The sequence below is a fragment of the Amycolatopsis sp. w19 genome, assembly GCF_051373225.1.
Classification (GTDB): domain Bacteria; phylum Actinomycetota; class Actinomycetes; order Mycobacteriales; family Pseudonocardiaceae; genus Amycolatopsis; species Amycolatopsis japonica.
Map to the genome: position 1 here is coordinate 171742 of NZ_JBPQFM010000011.1, position 23065 is coordinate 194806.

General features: G+C 68.8%; 17 protein-coding genes. 13 read left to right on the top strand and 4 right to left on the bottom strand.

From position 1 onward, the window contains the following. Positions 1–12 precede the first annotated feature (12 nt). The 5 genes from ACSMFO_RS22445 to ACSMFO_RS22465 all read left to right on the top strand — a co-directional run bounded on the left by ACSMFO_RS22445 (position 13) and on the right by ACSMFO_RS22465 (position 10173). Positions 13–3462, top strand: a complete 3450-nt coding sequence (locus tag ACSMFO_RS22445) for an indolepyruvate ferredoxin oxidoreductase family protein (protein WP_436460382.1) — start codon at positions 13–15, stop codon at positions 3460–3462. Positions 3463–3779: 317 nt separating this feature from the next. Next, on the top strand, positions 3780–4904 hold the full coding sequence (locus ACSMFO_RS22450; RefSeq protein WP_436460383.1) for an HAF repeat-containing protein: 1125 nt from the start codon (positions 3780–3782) through the stop codon (positions 4902–4904). A gap of 167 nt (positions 4905–5071) precedes the next feature. Further along, the gene (locus ACSMFO_RS22455; RefSeq protein ID WP_436460437.1) at positions 5072–5947 is read left to right on the top strand and encodes an aminoglycoside phosphotransferase family protein; all 876 of its coding nucleotides are present in this window, start codon (positions 5072–5074) and stop codon (positions 5945–5947) included. 37 nt (positions 5948–5984) lie between these two features. Beyond that, positions 5985–6512, top strand: coding sequence for a hypothetical protein (locus ACSMFO_RS22460; RefSeq protein ID WP_038512115.1), 528 nt, complete (start codon positions 5985–5987; stop codon positions 6510–6512). 298 nt (positions 6513–6810) lie between these two features. After that, positions 6811–10173 carry a fibronectin type III domain-containing protein gene (locus ACSMFO_RS22465; RefSeq protein ID WP_436460384.1) on the top strand — a complete coding sequence of 1121 codons (3363 nt, stop codon included), beginning with the start codon at positions 6811–6813 and terminating at the stop codon, positions 10171–10173. Here ACSMFO_RS22465 and ACSMFO_RS22470 read toward each other — a convergent pair. Further along, complete coding sequence (locus ACSMFO_RS22470) at positions 10151–10591, bottom strand: hypothetical protein (RefSeq protein ID WP_378413018.1); 441 nt, start codon at positions 10589–10591, stop codon at positions 10151–10153. The two genes, ACSMFO_RS22465 and ACSMFO_RS22470, sit on opposite strands and share 23 nt — an antisense overlap. 100 nt (positions 10592–10691) lie before the next feature. Between ACSMFO_RS22470 and ACSMFO_RS22475 the strand changes: the two genes are divergently transcribed. After that, positions 10692–11282 carry a TetR/AcrR family transcriptional regulator gene (locus ACSMFO_RS22475; RefSeq protein WP_038512122.1) on the top strand — a complete coding sequence of 197 codons (591 nt, stop codon included), beginning with the start codon at positions 10692–10694 and terminating at the stop codon, positions 11280–11282. Positions 11283–11388: 106 nt separating this feature from the next. Beyond that, positions 11389–13812, top strand: coding sequence for a glucan 1,4-alpha-glucosidase (locus ACSMFO_RS22480; protein WP_436460385.1), 2424 nt, complete (start codon positions 11389–11391; stop codon positions 13810–13812). Positions 13813–14277: 465 nt separating this feature from the next. Here ACSMFO_RS22480 and ACSMFO_RS22485 read toward each other — a convergent pair whose 3' ends face one another. Further along, the gene (locus ACSMFO_RS22485; protein ID WP_436460386.1) at positions 14278–15507 is read right to left on the bottom strand and encodes a phospholipase D-like domain-containing protein; all 1230 of its coding nucleotides are present in this window, start codon (positions 15505–15507) and stop codon (positions 14278–14280) included. 250 nt (positions 15508–15757) lie between these two features. Here ACSMFO_RS22485 and ACSMFO_RS22490 point away from each other — a divergent pair, with 250 nt between their 5' ends. After that, positions 15758–17332, top strand: a complete 1575-nt coding sequence (locus ACSMFO_RS22490; protein WP_436460387.1) for a helix-turn-helix domain-containing protein — start codon at positions 15758–15760, stop codon at positions 17330–17332. A gap of 9 nt (positions 17333–17341) precedes the next feature. On the opposite strand, the gene ACSMFO_RS22495 is transcribed toward ACSMFO_RS22490, so the two are convergent. After that, the gene (locus ACSMFO_RS22495) at positions 17342–17977 is read right to left on the bottom strand and encodes a DUF1345 domain-containing protein (RefSeq protein ID WP_360132519.1); all 636 of its coding nucleotides are present in this window, start codon (positions 17975–17977) and stop codon (positions 17342–17344) included. Between the two features lie 210 nt (positions 17978–18187). On the opposite strand from ACSMFO_RS22495, the gene ACSMFO_RS22500 reads away from it, so the two are divergent. Together ACSMFO_RS22500 and ACSMFO_RS22505 are read left to right on the top strand one after the other, a co-directional pair. Beyond that, positions 18188–19411, top strand: a complete 1224-nt coding sequence (locus ACSMFO_RS22500) for a hypothetical protein (RefSeq protein WP_436460388.1) — start codon at positions 18188–18190, stop codon at positions 19409–19411. Next, the gene (locus ACSMFO_RS22505) at positions 19408–19833 is read left to right on the top strand and encodes a hypothetical protein (RefSeq protein WP_436460389.1); all 426 of its coding nucleotides are present in this window, start codon (positions 19408–19410) and stop codon (positions 19831–19833) included. Before ACSMFO_RS22500 ends, ACSMFO_RS22505 begins: the two co-directional genes overlap by 4 nt. On the opposite strand, the gene ACSMFO_RS22510 is transcribed toward ACSMFO_RS22505, so the two are convergent. Next, positions 19815–20216, bottom strand: coding sequence for a winged helix-turn-helix transcriptional regulator (locus ACSMFO_RS22510; protein ID WP_360096160.1), 402 nt, complete (start codon positions 20214–20216; stop codon positions 19815–19817). The two genes, ACSMFO_RS22505 and ACSMFO_RS22510, sit on opposite strands and share 19 nt — an antisense overlap. 98 nt (positions 20217–20314) lie before the next feature. On the opposite strand from ACSMFO_RS22510, the gene ACSMFO_RS22515 reads away from it, so the two are divergent. From ACSMFO_RS22515 to ACSMFO_RS22525, 3 genes are all read left to right on the top strand, one after another. Next, positions 20315–21178 (top strand): alpha/beta fold hydrolase, encoded by an 864-nt coding sequence (locus tag ACSMFO_RS22515; RefSeq protein WP_436460390.1) that lies wholly within the window; start codon positions 20315–20317, stop codon positions 21176–21178. Positions 21179–21277: 99 nt separating this feature from the next. Next, a complete protein-coding gene (locus ACSMFO_RS22520) occupies positions 21278–21616 on the top strand; it encodes a type VII secretion target (protein WP_038512139.1) in 339 nt (112 codons plus the stop codon). Continuing rightward, complete coding sequence (locus ACSMFO_RS22525) at positions 21613–23028, top strand: WXG100 family type VII secretion target (RefSeq protein WP_436460391.1); 1416 nt, start codon at positions 21613–21615, stop codon at positions 23026–23028. The genes ACSMFO_RS22520 and ACSMFO_RS22525 overlap by 4 nt, the downstream gene beginning before the upstream one ends. Positions 23029–23065: the final 37 nt, after the last annotated feature.

A 23065-nucleotide genomic window follows, 5' to 3' on the forward strand; every position in this document is an offset into this window, starting at 1 on the left:
GAGGCAGGTCTGGTGGAGCAGTTCACGTTGGAGGACCGGTATCTGCGGGAGGACGGCACCGTCTACCTCAGCGGTGTCCAGGCCCTGGTCCGGATGCTGTTCGACCGGGTGCGGCACGATCGCGCCGCCGGGGCGTCCCCCGCCGTGTTCGTCTCGGGTTACGAGGGATCGCCGCTGGCCGGCTACGACCTCGAACTCGGCCGCCGCTCCCACCTGCTCGAAAAGCACGACGTCGTGCACCGTCCCGGTCTGAACGAGGAGCTCGCCGCGACCGCGGTGATGGGCAGCCAGCTCACCGCGTCGGTCGGCTCGTCGCGCGGCGGGGTCACCGGGTTCTGGTACGGCAAGGCCCCCGGCCTCGACCGGGCGACCGACGCCCTGCGGCACGCCAACCTCGCGGGGACCGACCCGGCGGGCGGCGCGGTGGCTCTGGTCGGCGACGATCCGAACGCCAAGTCCTCGTCGGTGCCGTGCGCCTCCGAGCTCGCGCTGGCCGACCTGGCCATGCCGGTGTTCTTCCCGTCCGACTCCCAGGACGTGCTGGACTTCGGGCTGCACGCCGTGGAGCTGTCCAGGGCGAGCGGACTGTGGTCGTCGATGAAACTCGTGGCGAACGTGGCCGACGCCGCGAGCACCGCGCACGTCCGGCCGACGTGGACGGCGCCCGAGCTGGCGCTGCCCGCGTACCGGCACAAGCCCAGCACCCGGCTCCTCGGCACCACGTTGATGGCGCTCGAACGCAGCCTGTACACCGAACGCCTGCCGCTGGCCGTCGAATACGTGCGCGCGAGCGGGATCAACCGGATCGTCCAGGAAGGACCGGCGGATCGCGTCGGCATCGTCACCGCCGGAAAGTCCTATTTGGACTTGATGCAGGCGCTGCGGTTGCTCGGCCTGGACGCCGACGCGTTGTCCCGCCACGGGATCCGGATCCTCAAACTCGGTGTCATCCACCCGCTCGAACCGTCGATCGTCCGCCGCTTCGCCGACGGACTCGACGAGATCGTCGTGGTGGAGGAGAAGCGCTCCTTCGTCGAATCGGCGATCAAGGAAGTCTTGTACGGCACCGCCGGCGCGCCCGCCGTGTACGGCAAGACCGGCCCGGACGGCCGCACGCTGTGCACCGAACTCGGCGAGCTCGACCCGGACGCCATCGCGAGGGCGCTGGCCACCCGGCTGAGCGAGCATCACGAGATCCCGTCCGTGACCGCGTGGCGGCACCAGCGCCGCCGCGAGCGCATCTCCGTGCCGCTGCTGACCAGGACGCCGTACTTCTGTTCCGGCTGCCCGCACAACTCCTCGACCAAGGTGCCCGAGGGCACGGTGGTCGGCGGCGGCATCGGCTGCCACGCCATGGCGTTGTTCATGGAGCCGGAACAGGTCGGGGACGTCGTCGGCCTGACCCAGATGGGCGGCGAGGGCGCGCAGTGGCTCGGAATGGAGCCGTTCGTCGACGCCTCGCATTTCGTGCAGAACATCGGTGACGGCACGTTCACCCACTCCGGCAGCCTCGCGGTCCGGGCGGCGGTGGCCGCCGGGGTGAACATCACCTACAAGATCCTCTACAACGCGACGGTCGCGATGACCGGCGGGCAGGACGCCGTCGGCGGCCTGTCGGTGGAACGGCTGGCGTCGCTGCTCCTGGTCGAAGGCGTCGCGAAGGTGGTCATCACCAGCGACGAGCCGAAGCGGCTCCGCGGCGTCCGGATGCCGGACGGTGTCGAGGTCCGGCACCGTGACGAACTGCTGAGCACCCAAGAGGAACTGGCCCGCGTTCCCGGCGTGACGGTGCTCATCCACGACCAGGAATGCGCCGCCGAGAAACGCCGCAAACGCCGTCGCGGCAAACTGGAGACCCCGGCGGCCAAGGTCGTGATCAACGAGCGGGTATGCGAGGGCTGCGGCGACTGCGGCGAGAAGTCGAACTGCCTGTCGGTTCAACCGGTCAGCACCGAATTCGGCCGCAAGACCACGATCCACCAGTCGTCGTGCAACGTGGACTACTCCTGCCTGGCCGGCGACTGCCCCTCGTTCATGACGGTGGTGCCCACCGGCCGCAAACACCGGCGCAAGGCCGGGGAGATCACCGCGGCCGAACTGCCCGAGCCCGAGACCTCCGGCACCGACTTCACCGTGCGCATCACCGGGGTCGGCGGGACCGGCGTGGTCACCGTCGCGCAGATCCTCGCGACGGCCGCCGTGCTCGAAGGCAAGCAGGTCCGGACACTGGACCAGACCGGGCTCGCGCAGAAGGGCGGTGCCGTCGTCTCGGATCTGAAGATCACCGCCGAGCCGACGCCGCAGGCCCCGAAACTCGCGGCCGGGGAATGCGACCTCTACCTGGCCTGCGATGTCCTCGTCGGCGCTGATCCGGCGCATCTGACGGTGGCGGACTCCGGCCGGACCACGGCCGTGGTCTCCACGACCGAGGTGCCGACCGGCCGGATGGTCGTCGACACCACGGTGTCCTTCCCCGATGCCGCCGCCGTGCGCGGGGCGATCTCGGACAACGCGGCGCGGACGGTGGCGCTCGACGCGCGGGAACTGGCGGAAATCCTGTTCGACGACGACCAGTTCGCCAACATCCTCCAGCTCGGCGCGGCGCACCAGACCGGCGCCATCCCGCTGGACGCGGCCAGCCTGGAACGCGCGATCGAACTCAACGGGGTCGCCGTCGCGGGCAACCTCCAGGCGTTCCGGCGCGGCAGGCAACTCGTCGCCGATCCCGACGCGCTGCACGCCGTGGTCGCCCCGGCCGCCGTCGCCGCGAGCCCCACTCCGTCGGCGGCCGCCCTGCGTGCCCGCGCGCTCGTGCACGCCGAGCCGGGTTCGGAACTCGCGCGGCTGCTGGACATCCGCGTCCCCGAACTCGTCCGGTACCAGAACGTGCACTACGCGAGGGAGTACGCCGAGTTCGTCGAGCGTGTCCGGATCCTGGAAGGGGATTCGACCGCCATCACCGAGGCGGTGGCGCGGAATCTGCACAAACTGATGGCGTATAAGGACGAGTACGAGGTCGCGCGGCTGTCGCTCGATCCCGCCGTGCTCGCCGGGATCGAGGAGGAGTTCGGCGTCGGGAGCCGGTACGCCTACCGCCTGCACCCGCCCTTCCTGCGCGCGATGGGCATGAAGCGGAAGATCGCGCTGGGCCCGAAGTTCCGTCCGGTGTTCGTCGCGCTGCGTGCCGCGCGGAAACTGCGCGGCACCCGCTGGGACCTGTTCGGCAAGGCACACGTCCGGAAGGTGGAGCGGGAGCTCGTCGGGCAGTACCGGGCGACGATCCTCACCGCTTTCGGCACCGAGGAGGCCGATCGCGGAAGGCTGCTGGCCTTGGCCGAGCTCCCCGATCTGGTTCGTGGCTACGAGGACGTCAAACTGGCGAACGTCGAGGCATACCACCGGGAACAGGCCGCGCTCCTGGCCGATCTCGTCCGGGCGGACCGGCTCGGCGCGAACACCTGACGCGCCGGCCACCGGATACGGCCGAACGTACGAATGCCGCCGCCCGATTGTGTTTCCCGACGGCATTTTCCGGATAGTCCGCGCTTCTTGTGTCAAGAATGTGCCGGGTTTTCGGATACCGGCGCGCGTGACTGCCAAATTCGGCTGCTGTCAAGAGTTTCCGCTGCCTGACGGTCCCGGTCGGCTGTTCGTGTGGAACGTGCGCGATTCGTGAAGTGAGTGCATTAGTGTCGCTCCGGGGTCCGCACATCCACACCACTGATCGGGATTGGGGAGTCATCGTGAAGAGGAATAGTGTGCCTGTCGCGCGAAGACGGATGTTCACACTGGTGGCGGCTCTCGCCGTGGTCACCGGCGCGGTGACGGGGACCGCGCGGGCCACCACTACGGGCCCGGTGGATCTCGGCACGCTGCCGGGGGACGACGAGAGCACGGTCCTCGCGGTCAACGAGGCGGGGGAGATGGTGGGGCTGTCGCTCGCGGGCCCGACCCCGAAGCGCAGCCATCCGGTTCGCTGGGACGCCACCGGCCAGATCATGGCGCTGCCCACGCCGGGAGGCACCGAGGGGCAGGTGCGCGACATCAACAGCTTCGGGGTGTCCGCGGGGTACGTGCTGACCGCGACCACCGCCGTACCCGCACGCTGGGACGCCACGGGGCAGGCGACCTTGCTGCAGCTTCCGCCCGGTTATCACAACGCCACCGCCTGGGCGATCAGCGACACCGACGTCGTCGTCGGGGCCTGGCTGACGCCGGCCGAGCAGTATCACGGGTTCCGCTGGGATCCCGATGGCACGGCCACCGACCTCGGCACGTTGCCCGGTGAGACCTGGAGCATGGCCGACGGTATCTCCGGCGACGGCACCATCGTCATCGGCAGCGCCGTCCGCTCCGCGGCGAACCAGGCCGCGCGGTGGGTGAACGGCGGGCCGATCACCGAGCTGGCGCCGCAAGGGGTGAGCAGCGGCGCGAGCCGGATCAACAAGGGCGGAGTGGCCGCCGGCGCCTTGCGCGAGACCAGCAGCGGGCCCCCGATCCCGGCGAAATGGGATCGGGACGGCGTGATCCATCCCCTGGACTGGCCCAGCCCATATTCGGTGTGGATCTACGGGATCGGCCCCACCGGTTACGTGGTCGGCAGCGGCTATCTCAACCCGCCGCGCCGATCGGCCGTGCTGTGGGATCTCGACGGCGACGTCATCGCGCTGCCCGACGACGGTCTCGGCGCCGACGCCGAAGCGGTCGACTCGCAGGGCACCGTGGCGGGCACTTTCCGGAGCCAGGCGACGGTCTGGTTCCGGGACGGGGAACGCAGGCAGCTCGGCACGCTGCCCGGCGGCACCCGCAGCCAGGGTTACCGGATCACGGACAACGGCCGCGTCGTCGGCACCGCCTCGAACGCGGCCGGGAAGTCGCACGCGGTGTACTGGACCCTCGGCTAGGGCTGGAGGAGCAGGTATCGGTTGCGAGTGGGGAGGATTCGGGACGTTGGACGTCCCGAATCCTCCCCACTCGGCATGACGTCCGCCGAATATCCACTGGACGGCACGACGAGACTCGGAGTGTGGATTCCCCGCGACCGAAGAGCACTACGCCGGACCTGGGCCCGATGCCGCGGCGCGTCACCGTGGACGCGGCGCAGCTACTCGCGCTGCTGAGCGGGCAGTTCCCGGAGTGGGCCGGTCTCCCGGTCCGCCCGGTGGCCGAATCCGGGTGGGACAACAGGACTTTCCGGATCGGCGACGACATGGTGGCACGGCTGCCGAGCGCCGCCGAGTACGCCTTGGCGGTGGACAAGGAGCAGCGCTGGCTCCCGTTGCTCGCTCCCCGGTTGCCGGTGCCCGTCCCGGTTCCGCTGGCGAAAGGACGGCCTGGCGCCGGCTACCCCTTCGAGTGGTCGGTCTACCGATGGCTCGACGGCGAACCCGCGAGCGCCGACCGTATCTCCAACCCGGTCCGGTTCGCCCTCGACCTCGCCGGTTTCCTGGCGGCGCTGCGGACCATCGACACGACGGGCGGCCCGCAACCCGGCAAGCACAACTGGTTCCGGGGCGCCACACTGCGCACCTACGACGCGCAGACCGAGCGGGCGCTCGCGGCGTTGGACGGCGACATCGACACCGGCGCAGCGCGCGAGATCTGGAAGACCGCGCTGGACAGCCCTTGGGACGGAACGGATCGCTGGTTCCACGGCGACTTCGCGCCGGGGAATCTCCTGCTCGACGGCGAGGGACTCGCGGCCGTCATCGATTTCGGCACCTGTGGCGTCGGCGATCCGTCCTGTGACTTGGCGATCGCCTGGACGTCGCTGACCGCCGACGGCAGGCGAGCGTTCCGCGAGCGGCTTCCGGTCGACGACTCCGAATGGGAGCGTGGCCGTGGGTGGGCGCTCTGGAAGGCCTTGATCACTCGCGCGCGGACGAGGGACCGCGTCGACGAGGAAGCGGCGAACGCGCGTCGCGTCTTGGCCGCGATCGCTGAGTGACACTCGCCGGGCGGCCGATCGTGGTTGGATCGATCGCATGTCTTCCATCGTCGTCGCCGTGATCGCAGCCGTCGCCTCGATCTCCGCGGCGGTGGTCGCCGGGATCTTCGCGCTGGCCGCGCGCCGTCTCGAGGCGCGGGTGCAGAGCGCCGACCAGGTCCGCGAACGGATCTCCGAGCAGAAACGCGCGATGTGCGAACCCGTCGTCGACATGCTGGAACGGATGTTCACCACCGACGACCTGCCCACGGAAGAGGAGCTGAAGCACAAGCGCCGCTTCGACACCTGGGTGAACGTCTACGGCTCGGACGGCATCGTCAAGGCGTACTCCCGCCTCATGCAGGGACTTCCGGCCGGGGCACCGCCGGACATCCAGTTCCGCCTCTACGCGGACTTCCTGATCGAGGTCCGCAAGGACATCGGCGACCCGGGTACCGCGGTCGACCGGATGCAGATCCTCGGGCCGCGGTCGGCGAATCTCTCGGATCGCCGGAGCCTGACCGACGCCGACTTCGACACGGTCTGCAAACGCCTCGGCTGGGTCCCGCCCTGGCGCGGCAAGTAGGCCGACCCGATCGCGGCCCTGTTGGCCAGTAACCACCCTCGCGGGGGTGGCGGCGGACGTTTTGGGGGCGCGGCTGACAGATTCGCGAACGGCGAATCGACCGCGTATGACAAAGACGAAGAATGGTCGCGCGGGCGCTGTGATTTTCCTTGCCTGCCGAGCCTCGCGGGTGTGTTAATTCCCTGTGGCATACCCGTAAATGTGCACACGCGCCCGCTGGGAAGGGCCCGCGAAAGCGGCCATTAATCGTTTGTCCGATGCTTTCGGCGGGTGTGGTCTATGTGTTGGAGAGGGACCTGTGAAACACAGAAGACGTAGTCGAAGACTGGCCGGGGGCATCGCCGTCGTGAGCACGGCGGCCTTGGTGACACTGGGTCTCACGATCGGCTCGGGCACCAGTGCCGCGGCTCCGGGTGAGCTCACGCAGAATTACTCGTGCCCGTTCCCGTTGATCGGTGATCAGAACGTCTCGGTCACCATCAAGACCACGCAACCTTCGACGATCGAGACCGGGAAACTGACTCCCGCCATCGAGATCACCGCCGTGTCCAACGCGGGCAAGACGGCGACGGAAGGCCTTCGTCTCGTCGGTGCCGAGTCCATCAAGGGCACCGCGAAGGCGACCTCCACCGTGACGATGCCCGGCAGCCAGGGCACGATGACGGTGAAGGTCGATTCCGACGTGCCGAAGCAGCCGATCCCGGCGGCGGGCAACGACCTCGTCGTGAACGCCACGGGCAGCGCGCCCGCGCTGAGGTTCGATCAGCCCGGCACCGCGACGCTCGCCGTGAACAACTTGCAGCTGGTGATGACCCCGCTCAAGGCCGACGGCACCGAAACCGGTCTCGGCACCTTCACTTCGGACTGCACGCTGGCGGCGGGGGCCGAGACCGTCTTGCAGACCTACACGGTGACCGGTTCGCCGGTCACCCCGGAAGCCGTTGTCGGCTCGGGGAACCACCCGCCGCTGAAGCAGGTCTACAGCTGCCCGTTCCCGTTGATCGGCAACCAGGACGTCACGGTCGACATCAACGCCACGCTGCCGAACTCGATCCCGGTGGGCCAGTTCACCCCCAAGATAGACATCACGGCGGTCTCCAACGCGGGCTCGACCGCGACCGAAGGGCTCCGGCTCGTCGGCGCCGAGACCATCAAGGGATCCGCGCTGGCCACCTCGCTGGTCTCGAGCCCGCAGGGGCATCTCGCCGTCGGCGTGCCGACCGCGGTTCCGCAGCAACCCATCCCGCCCAAGGGCAACGACCTGGTGATCAACGCGACCGGTTCCGCGCCGTCGCTGCGGTTCGACCAGCCGGGGACGGCCACGCTGTCGGTGCACGACCTGGTGCTGACCATGACGCCGCTGACCGCCTCCGGCGCGGAGACCGGCCTCGGTACGTTCGTCGCGGACTGCACCCCCGCAAGCGGTCAGGCCAACGTGCTGCACACCTTCACCGTCACCGCGGCGGCGGACACGATCGCGCCGTCGGCTCCCGGCGCCGTGACGGTCGGTGACGTCACCCAGAACAGTGTCGCGCTGTCCTGGGGCGCCGCCACCGACAACGTCGCCGTGACCGGCTACGACGTCTACTCGGGCGCGAATCTCGTCAAGTCCGTGACCGGCACTTCGGCCACGGTCGACGGTCTCACCCCGGACACGGAGTATTCCTTCACCGTCAAGGCGAAGGACGCGGCCGGCAACGTCTCGCCCGCCACCGCGCCCGCGACCGCCCGGACCGCGAAGGCCCCGGACACGCAGGCGCCGACGACGCCCGCGAACGTGCACTCGACCGGAACCACCCAAACCAGTGTGACGCTGGCGTGGGACGCGTCGAGTGACAACGTCGGTGTCACCGGGTACGACGTCTTGAAGGGTTCCGAGGTCGTCAAGTCGGTCACCGAACCGCAGGCCACGATCGACGGTCTGACGGCCGACACGGAGTACTCGTTCACCGTGGTGGCCAAGGACGCCGCGGGCAACCCGTCGGCGGCGAGTGCCGCTGTCACGGCGCGGACGCAGGCGGCGCCCGACACGCAGGCTCCGGGTGCGCCGGGCAACCCGCGCTCGACCGGTACCTCGGCCTCCAGCGTCGGCCTGGCGTGGGACGCGTCGAGTGACAACGTCGGCGTCACCGGTTACGACGTCTACAACGGCGCCACGCTGGTGAAGTCGGTGACCGAAACCAGCGCCACCGTCGACGGTCTCGCCGCCGACACCGAATACACCTTCACCGTGGTGGCCAAGGACGCGGCCGGGAACAAGTCGGAGCCCAGCGCGCCGGTGACCGCCCGGACCGCCACCGCTCCGGACACCGAAGCACCCGGCGTTCCGGCCGGTCTCGCCACGACCGACGTCACCCAGTCCAGCGTCGCGCTGTCCTGGACCGCGTCGAGCGACAACGTCGGTGTCGTCGGCTACGACGTCTTCAACGGCGGCACGCTGGTGAAGACGGTGACGGGGACTTCGGCCACTGTGGACGGTCTCGCGCCGGACACGGAGTACTCGTTCACCGTGGTGGCGAAGGACGCCGCGGGCAACGTGTCGGCTCCCAGTGCCGCCGCCACGGCGCGGACGCAGGCCGCGCCGGACACGCAGGCTCCCGCCGCGCCGGGCAACCCGCGCTCCACCGGGACCACGCAGACCAGCGTGAACCTCGAATGGAACGCCGCGACGGACAACGTCGGCGTGACCGGCTATGACGTCTTCAACGGCACCACGCTGGTGAAGTCGGTGGCAGGGACTTCGGCCACTGTGGACGGTCTCGCGGCCGACACGGAGTACTCGTTCACCGTCGTCGCCAAGGACGCCGCGGGCAACGCGTCGGCCCCCAGCGCCGCCGTCACCGTCCGGACGCAGGCCGCGCCCGACACGGTGGCTCCCGGCGTGCCGGGCAACCCGCTGTCCACCGGGACCACGCAGACCAGCGTGAGCCTCGCGTGGGACGCGGCGACGGACAACGTCGGCGTGACCGGCTACGACGTCTTGAAGGGCACCGAGGTCGTCAAGTCGGTCACGGGCACTTCGGCCACTGTGGACGGTCTCACGGCCGACACGGAGTACACCTTCACCGTCGTCGCCAAGGACGCCGCGGGGAACAAGTCGGCCGCCAGCGCGCCGGTCACGGCGAAGACCAAGCCGAGCACGTCCCCGGTCGTCAAGTACAGCTACGACCTGACCGGCAAGACGCAGCTGAAGAAGCTCTCCGGCCCGATCGACCTGCGCGGTGGTATCAACGCCGCGATCAACCTGGCGAACGGGACCTTCGAGGCCGACCTGACGCTGAACCCGACGAGCGCGAACCTCACGCTCTGGGGCTTCGTCCCGGTCAACGCGAAGATCGAGTTCGCGTCGGCGGGCAAGACCACCGGCACGCTGGCCGGCGGTGTGCTCAAGTCGACCTCGGCGGTGACGGTCAAGTTGCCGCGGATCAGCGTCTTCGGCTTCCCGGTCTCGGCGAGCGCGAAGTGCCAGACGAAGACGCCGGCTCAGATCCCGCTGCAGTCGAAGGCGGGCTTCGACCCGCTGGCCGGTGGCAAGCTCACCGGCTCCTACACCCTGCCGCCGCTGCAGGGCTGTGGGTTCCTCAACGACATCATCACCGCCGTCACGTCCGGCCCCGGCAACACGGTGGAGGTGAACCTCAAGCCGCGTCCGGTCGGCTGATCCCGCGCACTCCCTGAACCGGCCCCGTCGCATCCCGCGGCGGGGCCGGTTCGCTGCGCAGGATCCCGGCCAGCAGCAGCGCGGTCGCGATCAGAAGGATCGGCCAGGGCGTGAACAGAAGGACCGCGGCGATCAGCAGGGTCCAGATCCCCAGCGCCCAGGCGAGGAACAGGGGAGGGGTGATGCCGCGACGCTCCAGCCAGAGCACGGTCAGGCCGACCAGGACGAGCGGCACGCCGAAACTGGCCGCGCTGAGCCAAAAGGCGCTGTTCGCGGGGCTCATGGCGGCGAGATCGTCTCGCCACAGGGCTCCGCTGAACCAGGCGCCGGCGTGACCGGCGGCCTTCATCACCGTGAGGGCGCCCAAGGTGTGGGCCGTGCCGAACAGGGTGATGAGCCAACCCGCCCATTTGATCATGTCAACTCCCCAGGTTGTGTTATACGGTTGCGTATAACGTCAGGCTAGACCGGTTATACGGTGGCGTACAATCAGTGGAGAGGGTGAGGTGGGCCACGGCATGGGCGCATTGCGCACACCGCGGGAGAAGTGGGTCGAAGAAGGTCTGCGGGCACTGGCGGAAGGCGGGGTGGACGCGGTGCGCGTCGAGGCGCTCGCCAAGGCGCTCGGCGTGACCAAGGGCGGGTTCTACGGCTACTTCGCCGACCGCGCGGCGCTGCTGGAGGCGATGCTGGACGCTTGGGAGTACGAAAGCGTCGACGAGGTCCTCGCTCGTGTCGAGCAGGAGGGGTGCGACGCGCGGGACAAGGTCCGGCTGGCCGGTCGGCTCACCTTCTCCGGCGGCCGGCTGCTGCCCATCGACCTGGCCGTGCGTGACTGGGCTCGTCGTGACGAAGCCGTGGCCGAACGTCTGCGGCGCGTGGACAACCGGCGGATGCAGCTGGCCCGCGACGGGATCGCGACGTTCTGCGACGACCCGGACGAGGTCGAAGCCCGGGCGCTGCTCGCGTTCTGCGCGGCCATCGGCAACCACTTTCTCGCCGCTGACCACCCGGGACAGACCCGTGTTCAGGTCCTCGCTCGCGCCGCCGACCTGATTCTCGATGGTCCGCCCAGTGATCCCAGCCGATTCACCGGACCACCGGCGTAACTGGTCCGGGTTACTCCGATCGGCCCTGCCGGGCGCGACGGTTCAGGTAATAAGTTGCCGCTAACAACAAATCCTGCCGTCGATGAAGCCTGTGGGAAGGACCCTCATGAAGTCACCGAAGCGGCGTCGCGCGATAGTCGCGCTGTTGACCGTGCCGGCACTCCTGGCCGCCACGCCGGTGAGCGCCGCGCCCTTGGCGGACGCACCAGGGGCGCCGGGTACCGGGGCGGCCTGGACGACCGGGGGCAAGGAAGGTTTCGGTACCGCCGCCGGGGCCGCGTCGAAGGTGTGGTTCACCCTCGGCCAGGGCATCAATCACGAGATCTATTACCCGACCGTGGACACCGCCAACGTCCAGGACCTGCAGTACGTGGTGTCGGACGGCGCCGGGTTCACCCAGCTGGAACGCGATCACACCACCAAACAGCTCGTGCTTACCGATCCGCGTTCGCTGAGCTACCGGCAGATCAACACCGCCACCAACGGCCGGTATCGCATCACCAAGACCCACACTGCCGACCCGGCCCGGTCCACCGTGCTGATCCAGACCAGGTTCGAGGTACTCAGCGGCGGTCCGCTGCAGTTGTACGCGCTGTACAACCCGTCCCTGAACAACAGCGGCATGGGGGACACGGGCGCCACGTCCGGCGGGCAGCTGGTCGCTTCGGACGGGCCGGTGTCCAGCGCGTTGGCCGCCTCCACCGGTTTCGTCAAGGCGACCAGCGGCTACAGCGGGACCGCGAGCGACGGCTATGTCGACCTGAGCGGTGATCACGTTCTCGGCGCGCAATACGACTCGGCCTCGACGCCGGGGAACCTGGTGCAGCTGGGGCAGATTCCCGTGGGGACCGACACGACCTTCACGCTCGCGGTCGGTTTCGGGAGTGATCGCGGTGCCGCGTCGGCGAACGCGTCGGCCTCGCTCGCGGGCGGTTTCGCGGCGGCGGACACCGCGTACCGGTCCGGCTGGACCGGTTATCTCTCGTCGCTGGCCGCGGTACCCCGGTCGATCTCGGGCGCCGGGCTGACCACGCAGTACAACGTCGCGCTGATGACCCTCAAAGCCCACGAGGACAAGACCTATCCGGGAGCGAACGTCGCGTCGCTCACCAATCCGTGGGGCGAGGCGAAGGACGCGAACGGCACGGGGGACTGCGGATACCACGCCGTCTGGTCTCGTGACCTCTACCAGGTCTCGACCGCGCAGATCGCGGCGGGCGACTCGGCGGCGGCCAACCGGTCGGTCGACTATCTGTTCACCGTGCAGCAGCGAGCGGACGGCTCCTTCCCGCAGAACACCAGGCTCGACGGCACCAACTGCTGGACCAGCCTGCAGATGGACGAGGTCGCCTTCCCGATCGTGCTTGCGTGGCAGCTGGGCCGCTTCGACGCGGGGATGTGGGCGAAGGTGAAGAAGTCCGCGGACTTCCTCGTCGCACGCGGTCCCTCCACGCCGCAGGAACGCTGGGAGGAGAACGGCGGCTACTCGCCGTCCACCATCGCCGCGGAGATCGCCGGCCTGATCTGCGCCGCCGACATCGCCGAACGCAACGGGGACACCACGAGCGCCGCGCGCTACCGCCGGCTCGCCGACCAGTGGCAGGCGCAGGTCAGCGCGTGGACGTTCACCACCTCCGGCCCGCTCGGCGACGGCCGGTACTTCCACCGGATCGACGGAAACGGCAATCCCAACGACGGCCAGAACGTCTTCCTGCAGAACGGCGGCGGGAACCACGACGAGCGCGCCATCATCGACGCGGGCTTCCTGGACCTCGTCCGGCTCGGCGTGAAACCGGCGGCCGATCCCGACGTCGCCGCTTCACTGTCCGAAGTGGACTCCACGCTGAAGGTCGACACCCCGAACGGCCCGATGTGGTACCGGTACAACCACGACGGCTACGGCGAGACGGCGTCCGGAGGTCCCTACACCGGCGCCGGCGTCGGACGGCTGTGGCCGCTTCTCACCGGTGAACGCGGCGAATACGAACTGGCCAACGGCCGCTCGGCGACGACGCATCTGGCCACCATGGCAGCCTCGGCGAACGCCGGTTTCCTGATCCCGGAACAGGTTTGGGACCGGCCGAGCGCCGCGGGCTTCACCTTCGGCGAAGGTACTGGTGCGGCGACACCGCTGGCGTGGTCGATGGCGCAGTTCGTCCGGCTGGCGCACTCGATCGACGCCGGTGCCCCGGTCGAGACGCCGTCCGTGGTGAAGCAGCGGTACAGCGCGGCGTGCTCCGGCGTTTCGGCGGAGTTCACGGTGAACGCCACGACTTCGTGGGGCCAGAACATCTTCGTCGTCGGCGACCGTGCCGAACTCGGTGCGTGGAACCCGGCGAACGCCGTGCCGCTTTCGTCCGCGAACTATCCTTTGTGGACGGGTAAGGTCGCGCTGCCGAAGGGGGCCGCGTTCCAGTACAAGTACATTCGCAAGGAGGGTGGCGGCGTCACCTGGGAATCTGGTGCCAATCGCGTCGGTAACGCTTCGAGTGGCTGCACGCTGGCGTTGAACGACACCTGGCGCTCCTGACGTTGCGCGTGAAGGCCTCCTTCCCTCGGCTCAGCCGAGGGAAGGAGGCCTTCACGCGCAACGCTTGCCGGCGTTGCGAAAGCCACTTTCGCAACCTTCAATGTTGCGAAAGTGGCTTTCGCAACACCCGCACCTTCGGCTTGGCAGGCCTGCGCCCCTGACCTCGTGAGCGGTAAGCCGCTTAGCGTCAAGGTGGTGGTGGCAGTGGGGTCGTAGTCCGTGAAGGCCTCCTTCACTACCCTCAGGGTAGGTAAGGAGGCCTTCACGGACTCAGCGGCGCCGCATGTGCACCAGCAACCACAGCAGTCACAGCGATCGCGGGTGAAGGGCCCCTTCCCTCGGCTCAGCCGAGTGAAGGAGGCCTTCACGCGCTGCCAAGTACATGAAGGCCCCCTTCACTGCGTCTAGCGCAAGGAAGGGGGCCTTCACGTACTTCAGCGAGCAAGGGCGGCGCCAGCGCGGTCCTCACCCCTCGGCCGGGGCGGGATCGTTGGGCGGCACCATCTTCACGCAGTCCCCTGGCGACTTGATCTCCTGGTCGGTGGCATCGGCCACCTGCTCGAAGTTCGTCACGAAGCTCTGGTAGATCGCCTTGTCGTTCAACACCCGGATGACGTTCTCGTCGTTCTCGTGCAACGACGGGTTGTTGAAGTTCTGGCTCCCGGTGAAGACGACCTTGGTGCCCGGCTTCAGGTAGTCGCCCTCGATCATCATGTTCTTCTCGTGGATACCGGCCTCGTTCCCGGCTTTGAACCCGCGAAGCCGCACTCGATCCGGCTCCCCCTTCATCAGCGCCTCGCACGAGCCCTCGGTCATCCGCAAGGCGACGATGTCCACCGAGCAACCCTGCGCGGCCAGGATGCGCAGCCGTTCGATGATCTTCATCCGGGTGAGTGACCAGACCCCGATGCGGATCTTGCTCTTCTCCTTCGAACAGCCGACCTCCTTCAAGGAGTTCTCGACGGTGTCGTTGCCCGCGTCCTTGAGCCTCGGATAGAAGTAGCTCTTGGTGTCACCGGTGACGACGGGCGGGTTGGCTTCGTAGTAGCCGGGATTCGCCGTGGCCCCGTCCGCGACCCTGCGCAAGTCGGCGAAGTAGTCGTTGTACCTGGCGAACAGGCCGGCGTTGCCGACGTCGGTGTAGTAGCTGTTCCAGCCGCCCTTGCCGCCCGTCGTGTTCTCGCTGAAGTTGGCCGAGCCGGTCGCGACCACCGCGGCCGCGTCCAGCGTCCGGTCGAACAGGAAGAACTTGTTGTGCATCGCGTTGCCGCCGTTGCAGCCTCGGCCGCTCTTGCAGTGCTTCGCCCACGAGTTCTTGTCGCCGGTCTTTTCGAGCCGGTTCTTCATCTCCTTGTAGTTCGGATGGTCCGTCGCCTTCCCGTTGACCAGGACCTGGACGTGCACCCCGCGTTCCGCGGCGTCCCCGAGCGCGTCCGTGATCGGCGCGTCCCGCAGAAGGTATTGCGCGGTCCTGATCGTCGAGTTCTCCGGCGCGCCCCGGATCAGCTTTTCGAGGTGTTCGACGATCTGGCCGCCGCCCGGGGTGTTGAAGGTCGCCCGGGTGGTGAGCTTCGACGGCGCGGACGCGGCGGCGGCCGGAACTCCGGTCGCCACCGCCATCAGCAGCGCGCCCGCCAGTGCGCCCAGCCGCAGTCGCGACTTCCCTCCGGACGCCGTCGTCCTGTGCGGTTCCATTTCCGATTCCTCCCCATGGCCGGATCTGCTGCCGGGTCCACGCTCTCCGCCGCGGCGCATCGTGGCAAGCGAAACCGCGCGGAATGGGAGGCTGGGATGGAATCAGCCCGCTGACCTGCGGCGACGCCGGGGCGGGAGACGTGATCTTCCGAATTCGCGCGGCGAAAGGCCCACGATGGGACACTGAGAACCGTTCGGGCACGTGGAGCGGAGGGGGCTCAGCGGAATGGTGAGCGAGGCGGCTGCCAGGTTGGCGGCACTTCTCACCGAGCACAAACAGCGGAGCGGGCTGAGCTACGAACAGCTCGGACGCAAGGTGCATTCGAGCCGGTCGACCGTGCATCGCTACTGCACGGGCCGGAACGTTCCCGCGACGTTCGCGCCGATCGAGGCGATCGCGACGACGTGCGGCGCGAGCCGGGAGGAACTCGCGAAGCTGTACCGGGCGTGGGAGCGCGCGGACCTGGGCGACGCCACGGTCCGGGACACCCCCGGCCCGGACACCGTCATCCCGGACGTCGAGGTGGTCGTGCCCGAGCGGAGGCGGCCGCTCACCAAGGTCGCGCTGGCCGCGGTCCTCGGGGTCGTCCTGCTCGCCGGAGGAGCCATGGCGTATCCGCCGGACCGGCCGGTGCTCGACACGACCCCCGCCGTCCAGGCGTCGATGTGGACGAACGCGCCCCGCGCGATCGAGCCGGAATTCGTCGGGGTGACGGCGAACTCCAACACCGGGCAGATGCCGTCGTTCGGCGTCGGGTCCGTCCGGTTGTGGAACACCCGCACCCGGTGGCAGAACCTGGAGCCCGCGCGCGGCAGTTACGACTGGAAGACGCTCGAACGGCTCGTGACCGGCGCTCGAGGGGCCGGTCTCCCGGTGACGCTGACCTTCGGCGGTACCCCGTCCTGGGCGAGCCCGAACAGCCCGAAGTCCGTCTACACCGACGACTCCCGCACCGGCCCGCCCGACGACCTCGCGGACTGGGAACGGTTCGTGCGTGCCGTCGCCGAGCAGTACCGGGGCCGGATCGACGCCTACGAGCTGTGGGATCTGGCCAATCATCAGGACTTCTTCTCCGGTTCGATGCCCGAATTGGTGGAGATGACGCGGCTGGCGAGCCGGGTGATCAAGTCCGCCGACCCGGCCGCCACCGTGGTGTGCCCGTCCATGGGCGAGCTCTGGGATCCTTCGGCGTTCGAGAAGCTGCGACAGTTCGCCCGGCTCGGCGGCTACGACCATTGCGCCGCCGCCGCGGTGAAACTGGCTCCCCGCAACGACTCCGACCCGCCGGAGACGATGCTGCCGTTGGCGCGGGAGATCGAGAAGGCACTGCAGGAGGCCGGCGCCGGCGTCCGGCTGTGGAGCACCGGTTCGGCCTACGACGTGAACAGGCAGCAACCCGTGGACGCCGATCGGGGCGCGCAGCACGCGGCCCGGTTCTTCCTCTCCGGGCTGTACGCGCAATACCGCCGGATGTACTTCTACAACTGGGGCAGCGCGAAGATCCCGATCGTGCTGCAACCCGTCGGCGGCCCGCACACGAAGGCGGCGCGACACGTGGAACGCCTGAACGAGTGGTTGAAGGGCAGCCGAATCCATTCCTGCGGGCAAGGGCGCGAAGCCGGGCTGCCCGACCATCTTTGGCAATGCCGCTTCGACCAGGGCGGCCGGAACTTCCTGATCTGGTGGACCATCGACCGTTCCGAACGGATCCCGTCGGCGCCGGGCACCACTTCGGTCGAAGGGCTCGACGGGACCGGGACACCGGTCGAGCCCGGTGCCGATGTCACCGTCACCGGAAGCCCGATCCTGCTCCGGCTCGGCTGAGCCCGGACTTCAGCCGCTGTTCAAGGCGGATACGACCGCCGCCACGGTGACGGTGTTGAACACGAAGGCGATGATCGCGTGCGTCGTCACCGTCCTGCGCATCTCGCGGGAGACGACGTCCACGTCGGTCGTGCCGAACGTCGTCATCACGGACACCGCGAAGTAGATGTAGTCGGACCACTCGGCGGTTCCGTCGTCGGGGAACCGCATCGCCTTGCCCTCTTCGACCACGTTGTCCGCGTGGTAGGCGATCGCGAAGGACACGAGGACACAGATCCACGCGACGACGACCAGGGCCACCGCCACTCCCACTCGCATGCCCGCGGGCAGGCTCTCGCCGCCCAAGCCGGGCATCCACACGACCGCCACCGCGAGCGCGGCCGCGGCGATGAAGATCGACACTCCCGGCCCCGGCGCCGTCCCGAAGACGTAGCGCTGCACGAACGTGCCGCGGCTCTCCCGGCACGCCCAGTCCTGGATCTGCTCCGAGGTCGCCGCGCCGAACGCGGCCACCGTCACGACGAGGTAGCCGACGAGGTAGGCGAGAAGAACCAGGACGCCGCCGTCCACCGAGGCGAGTGAAAGCACGTCGTCGCCGAACGCGATCGCCAGCGCGGCGACGAGCAGCGCGAACGCGAGACTCAAGCCGCTCCGGCGCCGCTCGGGCAACCAGATCCGAGCCGTTTGCCGAGACAGTGCCGTCTCCTTTCGCCCGCGTCGAGGGGGCCAGTGTCGCACCAGGGCCCGTTCGGCAGCGCGTCGGTGGTACTCCATTCCAGTGATGTGACATTTCGTGGCAATCTGTCAAACTTCAGAGGTGTCGAAGGGGATGCTTCCGGAGCACGAGGGGGACGAATGGGGCAGGGGTTCTCGGTCGAGCCGGCCGCGGTGCGCGCGCTCGGCGATCTGGTCCTGCGGGCGGGCGCGGGTGCCGACAGCTATCGCCAGTGGTTCGACCGGCTGCTCGGCGCCGGGGCGGGGTTCGACACCGAACGCGGTGAGGGTTTCCTCGCCGCGGCCTGGCCGAAACTGGACCTATGGCAGCGCACGGCATTGAGCCAGTCGAGGTTCGCGGCCGATATCGCCGCGAGCGGCGGCCACGAACTGCGCTGCGTGGCGCATTGGTACGGCGTGGTGGACGCGCGGGCGGCGGAGTTGCTGGACCGGCTCAACCCGGAGCCGGACGCCGCGCGGGTCCCGGCGCACGAGGTGCGTGACCCGGTGGGGGCCGCGTCGTTCCGCGACGCCGTCCCGGTGGGCTACGGCGGACCCGATCCGGAGGCGGTCACCGACCCGGCCTGGTGGCCGGTGAAGGCCGAGCAGGAGCGCCAGGAACTGCTCGACCTCGGCGGGTCGCTGGGCGACGTCGCCGAGGTGATCAAGATCCTCACCGGGTCCGACAAGGACTTCATCACCATGATCGCGGACCTGCTCGTCGGCGACTGGACCGTGCTGCAGGAACAGGCGGTGCTCTACAACGACGCCGCGACGGGACTGGAGAACATCGCGGCGAACATCGACCAGGGCCGGTTCGGGATCCAGGAGGTGTGGGCGGGGGAGGCCGCCGATCGGGCGAAGAACTGGCTGGCCGCTTACCGGGCCTGTGTGCTTCAGCTCGCGCAGTACTTCCGCGGCGCGTGCCGCGCGATCCAGGCGCTGGCGAAGCTCGCGTACCACCTGATGCAGGAGATCCGGCACGGCTACAGCTCGACGATCGACATCGTGCTGATGATCCTCACCAAGGGCAGGAAACTCGGGCTGGAAAGAGGGCTCCGAGTGGTGGACGTGATCAGCGAGGTGCTGGACGAGATCGGTCGTGGCGGCAAGATCGCGAAAATCGTGGAGGACCGCGAGATACGGGACATCATCCACCTGATCCTGTCCTTCGACGAGGTCGTCGGTGCCATCCAGACGCTGATCAGCGCCGCGCTCGGGCTGGCGCATTCGTTCGCGGGGCAGAAGACCCTCGACGAACTGCTGGAAGCCACCATCGCGATGGGTGAACCGCCGCAGTGGCCGGAGGACTACGAGCACCGGGACGCCGAATGTCCCGCCAAGGGCAAGCGGGTGTTGCTGTGACGGGACACGGTCCGTTCGATTCCGAGCAGGGGGAGCGGGCGCGGCAGACGGTGCTGCGGTTGCTGGCGGCGACCGGCGGCGCCGCCGGGGATTTCGCCGGCGAGGTGCTCGCCGGACGACGACGGCCGCACGAACTGCTGGCCCACGGTCCGCTCCTGGACGAATTCGTCCGGGACGCGCAGGGCTGGTGGAAGCTCGTCGACGCGTTGCCCGCCGAGGAACGGCGACGTCTCGCCGCCGAAGCCGGGTCCTCCCTCGAACGACAGATCGGCGAACTGGCCACTTTGGACGTCGACGACGAGGTCGCCGAGCTGGAAGAGCTGGCCGCGCCGGCACAAGGCACGCCCGCCCCTCCCCGGCGGACTCGCGACGACGATGAGGACGACGACTGGTCCGGCCGCTCCTACCTGGAGCCGCTCTGAGCCGAAGTGTCGTCCGCCGCGTCGCTGATCGCGTTCGCCTCGTCGATCCGTGACATGTGCTCTTCGGCCCAGTCCCGGAGCGCCGCCAGCGGGACGTCCAGTGACAAACCGAGGTCGGTCAGCCCGTAGTGCACCCGGGGCGGCACGGTGGGCTCCACCCGGCGGACGACGAGGCCGTCGCGAACCAGGCTGTGCAAGGTCACCGACAGCATCTTCTGGGACACCCCGGGGATCCGGCGCCGCAGCTCGGCGAACCGCACCTCGTGCGGAGCCGCCTCCGCGAGGACCTTGACCGCCATCGACGTCCATTTCGTCCCGATGCGGTCCAGCAGACGGCGAGTGGGGCATTCGGGGTCGAAGAGATCACCGCGCCGTGTGGTCACCTGGAGCTCACCACCTGTGTCGAAAGTGCCGTCTTGGCGGCACCGCTGAAGTTACCTACGGTTTTCTGGTAACCAATGGTAACCACAATGGAGGCGACGTGCCCTCATCACGGCGGATCACCGTCGACGGCATCCAGGTCAACGTGGCCGTCGCGGGCAGCGGGCCCGCGGTTCTCCTGCTGCACGGCTTCCCGCACACCTGGCGGCTCTGGAGCGAGATCATCGGCCCGCTCTCCGAGCACCACCGGGTCATCGCCCCGGATCTGCGCGGGTTCGGCGACAGCACCCGAGCCGCCGAAGGCTACGACGCGAGCACGCTGGCCTCGGACGTCGAGAGCCTTCTCGACGCGCTGGGCGAATCCAGTGCGGCGGTGGTCGCCATCGACGCCGGTACGCCGGTCGCCTTCCTGCTCGCCCTGCGGCGGCCGGATCTGGTGCGGCGGCTCGTCCTGATGGAGTCGCTGTTGGGCTCGCTGCCCGGCGCCGAGGACTTCCTCGCCGGTGGCCCGCCGTGGTGGTTCGGCTTCCACGCTGTTCCCGGGCTGGGCGAAACGGTCCTTATCGGACACGAGGCGGAGTACGTCGACTGGTTTCTCGCCTCGGGCACCCTCGGGCGTGGTGTGGCGCCGGAGATCCGCGACGCCTTCGTCGACGCCTACACCGGTGGGGAAGCCCTGCGCTGCGCCTTTTCCTGCTATCGCGCCATGCCGGTCAGCGCGCGCCAGATCGGTGATGCGGTCGCGACGCGCCGTCTCACCGTGCCCACGATGGCGATCGGCGCGCATCCCGTCGGCCGTGCGCTGGAACGGCAACTGCGCCCCGTCACCGACGACCTCACCGCTCATCTGCTGCCGGACTGCGGCCACATCATCCCGCTGGACAAACCCGGGGAATTGCTCCGCCTGCTGACGCCGTTCCTCGCCGACGGCCATCGTGTGTCCACAGTGGATCGTGCCCTTTAGGGCAAGGAACGTTGTCTGTCCGCACAGAGCACGGACACGGGCGGCGGGTGGCTGGCATCGTGTCCGCGTTGACGCTCCGGCCCCTCGAAGGGATGGCAGATGAGTTTTCAGGTCGTACCGGCCGAAATCGGCAAGCACGCGGCCACTGTCGACGGGATCGCCGAGCGGTTGGGCACCGTGCTGTCGGCGGCGAACACCGCGGCGATGTCGGACGAGGCCTACGGTCTGATCTGCGCGTTCGTCCCGCCGTTCATCAATCCGGCGGAGGAGAAGACGATCGACTCGATCAAGGCCGCGATCGACGGCGTGAAGGCGACCGCCGCGAACCTGCGCACGGCCGAACGGTCCTACACCGAGCAGGACACCGCCGGTGTCGAGATGTTCAAGCAGTACGAGGCCGCGATCCCGGCGACGCCGAAGGAGAAGGCGCAGCGATGACCAACCCGCTCGTCGCCACACCGAAGGATTCCACCACCGCGGTGTCCGGCGTTCCCTTGCTCGAGTCCGCGACCGACCTCAAGGCGTCCATCGAAAGCGGTGACTGGGCTTCCGTCGCCGTCGGCGCGGTCGGCACCGCCATGGACGCGGTGTCCGCCGCCCTCGATCCGTTCGGCACCATCCTCGCCGCCGGGGTCGGCTGGCTGATGGAGCACGTCGGTCCGCTGAAGGAGGCGCTCGACGCCCTCGCCGGAGCACCGGACGAGATCGCCGCGCACGCCGAAACCTGGCAGAACGTGGCCGTCGAACTCGGCTCGATCAGTGCCGACCTGGACGCGATGGTCGTCGCCGAAACCGCGAACTGGGCCGGTGCCGCGGGCGATGCCTATCGCACGCGGGGAGCGGACGTCGCGGCGCTGATCGGCGCCTGCCAGCAGGCCGCAGGCGGCGCGGCGTCCGGCACCAAGATCGGCGGGGAGGTGGTCACCGCGGTCCGCACCCTGGTCCGCGATACCATCGCCGAACTGATCGGCAGGCTGATCAGCTGGGCCCTGCAGGTACTGGCGACGCTCGGCCTCGGCATGACCTGGGTGCTGCCCCAGGTCACCGCCGCCATCGCGAAGACCGCCTCGAAGATCGCCACCGTCGTCACCAAACTGGTCAAGGCGATGAGCGCGCTCGCGCCGTTGATGAAGAAGGCGAAGAACATCTTCGCCGAGGCGGAGAAGGCGCTCCGCAAGATCGACACGGGCAAGGCCGGCCCGGCGGGGAAACCCCGCGGCCCGAAACCGGGCGGCGAGTACAGCGGAACGCGCGGCGGAGGCGGCGGCAAGGGGAAGAATTCCAAACCGCAACCCGAGCAGCCGCCCGGGCTTTCCCCGAACCTCGGGAAGTTCGACGAGCTGACCCAGGCGCAGAAGGACGCGGCGATCAAGATGAAACAGTGGATCCGCGACCACAAGGACAGCGGCCAGTTCGGCGCCTGGCACAACGGCGTGGACGACAACAAGCTCAACTCGCTGGGCTTGGGGAACAAGCCGACCCCCGGTCCCGGCTCGACCTGGGGCGGCAGGATCTACGGGAACCACGGCCAGGCGGGCGGCAAGCTCGGGAACGAGGGCCGGTTGCCGCACAACGGCAAGACGAGCGACGGCAAGAACCACGCCGATCAGCCGTTCGGCCCGGACGGGAAGCCGACGAAACCGTACGACGGCAAGTACTACGAATTCGACGTCCACCCGACGCCGCGGTACGACAACAAACCCATCCGGGACGCCGACCAGTACACCGACTTCAACGGGAAACCGTTGCCGGAGAACCAGCGGCCGAAGCCGGATCGCATCGTCATGGACGACAAGGGCAAGTTCTATTACGCGCCGGGCCACTACGACAAGTTCTACGAAGTCCCCTGATCGTCGGCCGGGAGCGGGGTTTCGGGGCGTTCCTGGC

What these genes read in the sequence shown, in the direction of transcription:
- ACSMFO_RS22450 (WP_436460383.1), top strand. Translation starts at nt 3,780, where the DNA reads ATGTTCACACTGGTGGCGGCTCTCGCCGTGGTCACCGGCGCGGTGACG.
- ACSMFO_RS22455 (WP_436460437.1), top strand. Translation starts at nt 5,072, where the DNA reads ATGCCGCGGCGCGTCACCGTGGACGCGGCGCAGCTACTCGCGCTGCTG.
- ACSMFO_RS22460 (WP_038512115.1), top strand. Translation starts at nt 5,985, where the DNA reads ATGTCTTCCATCGTCGTCGCCGTGATCGCAGCCGTCGCCTCGATCTCC.
- ACSMFO_RS22470 (WP_378413018.1), bottom strand. Translation starts at nt 10,591, where the DNA reads ATGATCAAATGGGCGGGTTGGCTCATCACCCTGTTCGGCACGGCCCAC.
- ACSMFO_RS22475 (WP_038512122.1), top strand. Translation starts at nt 10,692, where the DNA reads ATGGGCGCATTGCGCACACCGCGGGAGAAGTGGGTCGAAGAAGGTCTG.
- ACSMFO_RS22480 (WP_436460385.1), top strand. Translation starts at nt 11,389, where the DNA reads ATGAAGTCACCGAAGCGGCGTCGCGCGATAGTCGCGCTGTTGACCGTG.
- ACSMFO_RS22485 (WP_436460386.1), bottom strand. Translation starts at nt 15,507, where the DNA reads ATGGAACCGCACAGGACGACGGCGTCCGGAGGGAAGTCGCGACTGCGG.
- ACSMFO_RS22500 (WP_436460388.1), top strand. Translation starts at nt 18,188, where the DNA reads ATGGGGCAGGGGTTCTCGGTCGAGCCGGCCGCGGTGCGCGCGCTCGGC.
- ACSMFO_RS22520 (WP_038512139.1), top strand. Translation starts at nt 21,278, where the DNA reads ATGAGTTTTCAGGTCGTACCGGCCGAAATCGGCAAGCACGCGGCCACT.
- ACSMFO_RS22525 (WP_436460391.1), top strand. Translation starts at nt 21,613, where the DNA reads ATGACCAACCCGCTCGTCGCCACACCGAAGGATTCCACCACCGCGGTG.